The organism is Prosthecobacter sp. (genome assembly GCF_049294395.1).
GTDB lineage: Bacteria > Verrucomicrobiota > Verrucomicrobiia > Verrucomicrobiales > Verrucomicrobiaceae > Prosthecobacter.
This window is the reverse complement of sequence record NZ_JBAQCR010000005.1, coordinates 1-5,844: the sequence shown is the minus strand read 5'-3', so window position 1 is coordinate 5,844 and position 5,844 is coordinate 1. Positions and strand designations below refer to the sequence as shown.

Below are 5,844 nucleotides of genomic sequence, written 5' to 3'. Positions count from 1 at the left end.
TTTGAGCGCCTGCGGAGCCGCAGACCCATAATCACGGACCCGCACAGCGGTTCCCTACCATCCCGATGCGCCGCGCCGGATGGTAGGGACGCGTTGTGCGCGTCCGTAGAATCCTTCGTCCCAGCGTGTGCGGGTGAGGCACCGCCTTCCCCCTTTTCCAATGCTCCCTCATCTGGTGGCTGCGGCACGGAAGAATCGAGGACCCATTCTTCGCTAAAGCTTCGAAGGGCAAGCCGAGCAGGAGGGCGGAGCTCTCATGCGGTGGGCCTTCCCTGACCAATGCCGTCACACACCCTCCCTTGCCACCCGCCGCATTCCCGTCTAAGCGAAGGCATGGCCCTCAAAGCAATCATCTACAAAGCCAAGGTCTCCTTCTCCGACCTCGACGCCAACCGTTATGCCGACCACGAGCTCACCCTCGCCCGGCATCCTTCGGAGACGGAGGAGCGCATGATGATCCGGCTGCTGGCCTTCGTTCTCAATGCCCCGGAGAACAACGACCTCGGCAAGCTCGAGTTTGGCAAGGACATGTGGGAGGCGGATGAGCCCGCGCTCAGCCAGCATGATCTCACCGGCCTGCTCATGCACTGGATTGAGCTCGGCCAGCCCGATGAAAAGAAGCTCGTGCGCCTCTGCGGCCGGTCCAAGAAGGTGAGCGTCTACAGCTTTGCCAGCAACGCCGCCACCTGGTGGGCCGCGCTCGCCGGAAAATTCACCCGCGTGAGCAACCTCACCGTCTGGCAGATCCCCGCTGCCGAGAGCGAGGCCCTCGGCGCCCTCGCGCAGCGCTCCATGGACCTCACGGTCACCCAGCAGGAAGGCATCCTGTTCGTCGGAGAAGGGGACCGCACCGTGGAGATCAAGATGGTGAGGCTGTGCGGCGCGGAGTAGGAGCTCCGTAGAGAAATCTTCCTCTTGCTCGACCCTGGAGTCATCGGAGGCTGAAGACATCTTCGAATCAACCGCAGAGGGGCAAAGGAGCAGAGGTGGCAGAGTTCAGATTCAATCTCTGCTCCCTCTGCCCCTCCGCACCTCTGCGGAAAATCGAACGTCTCCAGGCTGGCTGCTGAGAGGCTCGGCTGTCCTCGGCGAGAAGTTCAGATTCTAACCGCTGATGAGACGCTGACATGACGCTAATAATCCAGAATGTCGGACCTGAAATTCCAAGCCCGAAAAAAGGAAGGCAGGAGCTCAGGAATCAGAGGGATCTACTGGATTCCTCATTCAAAAACCCTTTTCTGATTTGGATTTATCAGCGTCTGATTAGCGTCATATCAGCGGTTAAAAAATCTGTTCATCACACCGCCACATTCGTTTGTTGGACGCGCCCGGTTGAAAGCTTGGACTGAAACTGTTTGCCCCTCTCCCGTCACTGGCGCAGGGACAGCGCCCATGCTTTTCACCCGCTCCGCACTGCCCCGCATGCTGCGCCATTTCACCACGTTCCTCGCCCTCGCCACGGCGACGGCAGCCCTCGCGCAAGACCTGCGCCCCAGCAAAGAACTCGTCTCCGCCATCGACCGCCTCGTGGCCAAAACCGGCATCGATGAAAGCAGCCCCGGCGTGGCCATCTTCATCCGCGTGCCCGGGCAGGCTGCATTTCCAAAAAGGCTACGGCCTGGCCAGCGTGAAGGACGAGGCACCCATCACCCCCAGCACGCTGTTTGAGCTCGCCTCCTGCTCCAAGCCCTTCACCGCCACCGCCCTCCTCATTCTGGTGGATCGTGGTATGCTCACGCTCGACGACGACGTGCGCGACCACCTCCCCGAGCTGCCCGAATACAGCCGCGACAATCCCATCCTCATCCGCGATCTCCTCCAGCACACCTCCGGCCTGCCCGAGTACTTCGACTTTGATGATGAAGGCGTGCCCATGCGCCACAGGACCTACGCCGTGAACGAAGACTACCTCGGCATGTTCGCGAAGCTGAAGAAGGACTACCCCCTGCAGTTCCGCACCGGCAGCAAGTTTGAGTACACGAACAGCAACTACCTCCTCCTCGCCAGCATCGTGCAGCGCGTGGCGAAGAAGCCCTTCAGCGAATTCGTGCGGGATGAGATCTTCCTCCCCGCCGGCATGCAGCACACCTTCATCTGCCAGAGCCCCAAGTCCGTGCCGCAGACGGAGGATGATGACAAATACAACCGCGCCTTCGGCTACGAATGGCGTGAGAAGAAAGAAACGTGGAAGCCGAGCTGGGGCACCCCGCCCGAGTGGCCGCAGAAAGTCATGGTCGTGGGAGACGGCGGCGTGTGGTCAAACCTGGAAGACATGGCCAAGTGGGACGCCGCCGTGCGCGCCAGGAAATTCCTCAAACCTGCGACGTGGAAGGAAGCCCTCACACCCGCCACCACCCGCAAAGGCAAGGCCTTCGACTACGGCCTGGGCTGGACCCTCTACACCGATGACGACGGCTCCGTGCATGCCTGCGGCCACGACGGCACCTGGGCCGGATTTGAGAACAGCTACTACCGCGACCTCGCCGGCAATCGCAGCACCCTCATCCTGAGCAATCGCGACACCCTGGACACCGATGAGCTCTACCAGGCGCTCGATGCGCTGGTGGAGAAGCATGTGGAGGAGTGAGGGCCGCAGCACGTCTATTTCTCGTCCTCATAGAACAGATCGCCATTCGTTCCTTCCGGCATGCGCGTCTCTGTGAAGTAAAGCACCTCGCCGCTGCGTGGCAGCGTGGTGGTGATGGAAGGCTGGGTCGAGCGTTCGCGAACATTGATAAACTCGTCGATGCGTACACAGCGGTACTTGCCGCCGACCAGGCGGGTGAGGCAGCGCGAGTAGAAGCCGCCACCGCCGCGCCCCCAGATCTCCAGCTGCGGACGGCCTTCAAACGACGTCAGCCACCGCACGCTGACGCTTTGGTCGTAGAAGACCTGCTTCCATCCGCTCTTCTCGTTCAGCACGGTGAACTTCAGCATCGGCCCGCCGGAGCCGCCCATTTTGCGGATTTCCGGATCGCTCGGCTCGCTGATGGTGATGCGAAAACCGCCCTCCGTCAGTGTGCAGGGAAACTCAAAGGGGAACTCACGCACCGCCTTGGGCCACGGCTCCGTGGCCAGATCCGCACGTGCCGTGAGCACCGCCATCGCCAGCCAGAGAAAGAGTGTTCGTCTCAAAGTCCTCATGCTGCATGATCATTCACAAATCCGTTCGCTTGTCATCACTCATGTTTGCTCACGGCATGGCATCGCACGAAGCGCGGAGCACTACACGCCGCAGCCGGAGAGCGACCCCTCTGAGCCGCGAGCCCAGCATGTGGCATTCTGTGCAGCCGCGCAGTGGTGACAAAGAAGCGCCCACCCCCACGCTTCCTCATTGACGCCACCCCACGCCTCCCGCTAAAACGGTGCCATGAACACTCGCGCCTCGATCAGGTCCTGCATCGCTGTCGCATCGCTTCTCGCGTCCTGCGCCCCCATCCGCACGGAGACCGTCTCCGTCCATCACGCGCGCTATTCACTGCTCAACAACACCGTGGACTTCGGCAGAGACGGCGGTGCGGTCCGCTGCGATCTGCTGCGCCGCATGGGCGTGGAATTGATGATCCACCGCGCCACCCGTGGCGGCACGAAGACGGATGCGGACTACACCTGGCGTGAGCATGCCGCGCGCGTGGCCGGCTTGAAGTGGGGCGCGTATCATTATGTGAACCGCGCCGGAAATCTGCAGGCGCAGCTGGACCGCTTCATCCGCGTGGTGGCCGCCACGGCGCATCGCCATGGCACGGCGGGGCATCCGGTGATGATGGTGCTGGACAACGAAGGGCAGGACCGCGTCTCGTGGTCGCAGCTCGCCTGGGGCGCGCAGCACGTGCGGGCGCGCACCGGCGCATGGCCGCTGCTCTACTGCAGTGTGCCACTTCCTGGTATGCCGGACTTTGACCAGCAGACGCGGGAGCTGCAGGCGCTCACTCCTGCGGAGCGCACGGTGCTCAAGACCTGCGGCCTGTGGATCCCGCGCTACGGGGAGCAGTCGGCCATGCACATGACCTTCAGCGTGCCGCGCGTCTTTGGCACCTGGAGCTTCTGGCAGTACTGCGGGGACATCAGCGGCCATCCCAAGACCGCGCTGCTGGGGCCGGAATTCACCGGAAACGTGGGCGGCGCCTACACCCGCAGCGGCGGCCGCGCCACCCTGCGGCATTTCTGCGATCGCACCTTCTTCCACGGCTCCCACGCGGCGTTTGTGTAATTTTACCGCACGCATTCCTCGGCGGTGAGTGCGTGGCGGTGAGACTGAGGAAGATTCAGAGCCCTCTTCAGACTGATTGGGGGGAGGTGCCACTTATGCGGCTGTGCAGTCTTTTGATGCAGTCTGTCATCTTTTTTTCGCCTGGAGCCAGGGGCTCTCCCTTTTCACGCCGGAGCTGGATCCAGCGCAGGGCTGCATCCATGGCCGGAAGGGCGTGGGTTGCGGTGCCTGTCTTGGAGAGGGCATCTGCCGCACTGAGGATCAGCCATAGATTGTCCTGCTTCTCCCCCAGCTTCATCATCCTGATGAGGAGGGATTCATTCTCAGGGGTGGCGTGCAGCTGCAGAAAATAGCAGACGCCTCGCAGGAGGCAGTCCTCATGGAGGGACATCTTTTGGGGGGCGCTGTCGAGTTGTGATTTCGCCAGCTGGATGTAATGCCGGACCACAGCCGGGTCGGTGTCCTTTCGCAAGGACATGGCTTCAAACACGGGGATCAGGTAGTAGGAGGAGCTTTTTTTAACCAGGCTCCTCCCAGCCAGAGCGACGAGGTAAGGGCCCAGTCCGGGCTCGGTCTGCAGGGCATGCAGGCGTCGGCGCTCCTTTTCCTCCTCCGCTTTCACCATGGCTGCGATTTCGGCCTTGGTCAGAGGTTCTCCAAAATAGTCGTAGGTTCCGGCCAGATCCACCAGCTGTCGTACATGCTCCATCTTATACTTATCCAGCTCCACGAAGGGGTCCGTGTGAACGGTCTGCGCCCGGAGAGCGGTGCATGCGATGACCAGGAGCAGCTTTAGCGGCAAGAGGGCTGCCTGAGTGCGAAAGAGTGAGATAAGTGACATTGCTGGCGTGAGGTTCACCAGTGTAAGAGTATGAAGAGCCGCAGAGCGAAGGGCGAGAAAAAAGAGGCCATTCCCGCAGGGCAATGCTAGGGCCTGAGTTCTCCGGCAATCTCGGCGGCGCCTACACCCGCAGCGGCGGCCGTGCCACCCTGCGGCATTTCTGTGATCGCACCTTCTTCCACGGCTCCCACGCGGCGTTTGAGGAATTTTACCGCACGCATTCCTCGGCGGTGAGTGCGTGGCGGTGAGGGGCAGGGGGGATTTGGAAAGGGAGGATGTGAGATAATGCCAGTTCACGCTGGGACGAAGGATTCTACGGACGCGGCGCAGCCAAGCAGCGCGGCGCGTGAAGGCTGGTAGGGACGCGCTGCGCCCTAGCGATCACCCACCACATGAACCAGCCTCCCGGTTTCGGTCATGTCGTGGAGATCGTGCCGCCCCCGCCAGAGGATTTCCATGCCTGGCGGCGGATCGTTCTTGCGATCCAGGCAGCCTCCCAGCCGCGACGTGCGACATCATTCCCAAAGGAGCTGCGCATCCTAGCGAAGAGTTGCCGCGTGTCCTACGAAGCGCGCAGAGCGAAGGAGGAAGCCTCAGCGAGGCTGCCCTGGTGCCACCGCGCAAATCCGGAAAGCAAACCCCAGACTCCGCCACACTCCCCGCCGCATCCAGCATCCGGCATCCAGCATCCAGCATCAGTCCCCGCCAATGCAGCATTAAGCCCTCCGCCTATTCAAAGTAGCGCCCAAGGCCACCGCTCCATAAGCCCGCCACACCCCGCAAAACCCCACAC

Annotated in this window: 7 protein-coding genes; 5 read left to right on the top strand and 2 right to left on the bottom strand. The window is 62.0% G+C overall.

Annotated features, from left to right (window positions below; genetic code table 11):
• Positions 1-333: 333 nt before the first annotated feature.
• The 3 genes from WAW39_RS00620 (at position 334) to WAW39_RS00610 (ending at position 2,587) form a co-directional block, all read left to right on the top strand.
• The gene (locus WAW39_RS00620) at positions 334-891 is read left to right on the top strand and encodes a YaeQ family protein (RefSeq protein WP_422314708.1); all 558 of its coding nucleotides are present in this window, start codon (positions 334-336) and stop codon (positions 889-891) included.
• 501 nt (positions 892-1,392) lie between these two features.
• Positions 1,393-1,668 carry a hypothetical protein gene (locus tag WAW39_RS00615; RefSeq protein ID WP_422314706.1) on the top strand — a complete coding sequence of 92 codons (276 nt, stop codon included), beginning with the start codon at positions 1,393-1,395 and terminating at the stop codon, positions 1,666-1,668.
• Positions 1,628-2,587 carry a serine hydrolase domain-containing protein gene (locus WAW39_RS00610; protein ID WP_422314704.1) on the top strand — a complete coding sequence of 320 codons (960 nt, stop codon included), beginning with the start codon at positions 1,628-1,630 and terminating at the stop codon, positions 2,585-2,587. Before WAW39_RS00615 ends, WAW39_RS00610 begins: the two co-directional genes overlap by 41 nt.
• A gap of 14 nt (positions 2,588-2,601) precedes the next feature.
• On the opposite strand, the gene WAW39_RS00605 is transcribed toward WAW39_RS00610, so the two are convergent.
• Positions 2,602-3,144, bottom strand: a complete 543-nt coding sequence (locus WAW39_RS00605) for a hypothetical protein (protein ID WP_422314702.1) — start codon at positions 3,142-3,144, stop codon at positions 2,602-2,604.
• A gap of 226 nt (positions 3,145-3,370) precedes the next feature.
• Here WAW39_RS00605 and WAW39_RS00600 point away from each other — a divergent pair, with 226 nt between their 5' ends.
• On the top strand, positions 3,371-4,210 hold the full coding sequence (locus WAW39_RS00600; RefSeq protein WP_422314700.1) for a GH25 family lysozyme: 840 nt from the start codon (positions 3,371-3,373) through the stop codon (positions 4,208-4,210).
• A gap of 67 nt (positions 4,211-4,277) precedes the next feature.
• Here WAW39_RS00600 and WAW39_RS00595 read toward each other — a convergent pair whose 3' ends face one another.
• Entirely contained in the window at positions 4,278-5,051 is a 774-nt protein-coding gene (locus tag WAW39_RS00595) for a hypothetical protein (protein ID WP_422314698.1), read from the bottom strand.
• 83 nt (positions 5,052-5,134) lie between these two features.
• Here WAW39_RS00595 and WAW39_RS00590 point away from each other — a divergent pair, with 83 nt between their 5' ends.
• Positions 5,135-5,299: a hypothetical protein gene (locus tag WAW39_RS00590; protein ID WP_422314696.1), complete on the top strand. Its 165-nt coding sequence runs from the start codon at positions 5,135-5,137 to the stop codon at positions 5,297-5,299.
• Positions 5,300-5,844: the final 545 nt, after the last annotated feature.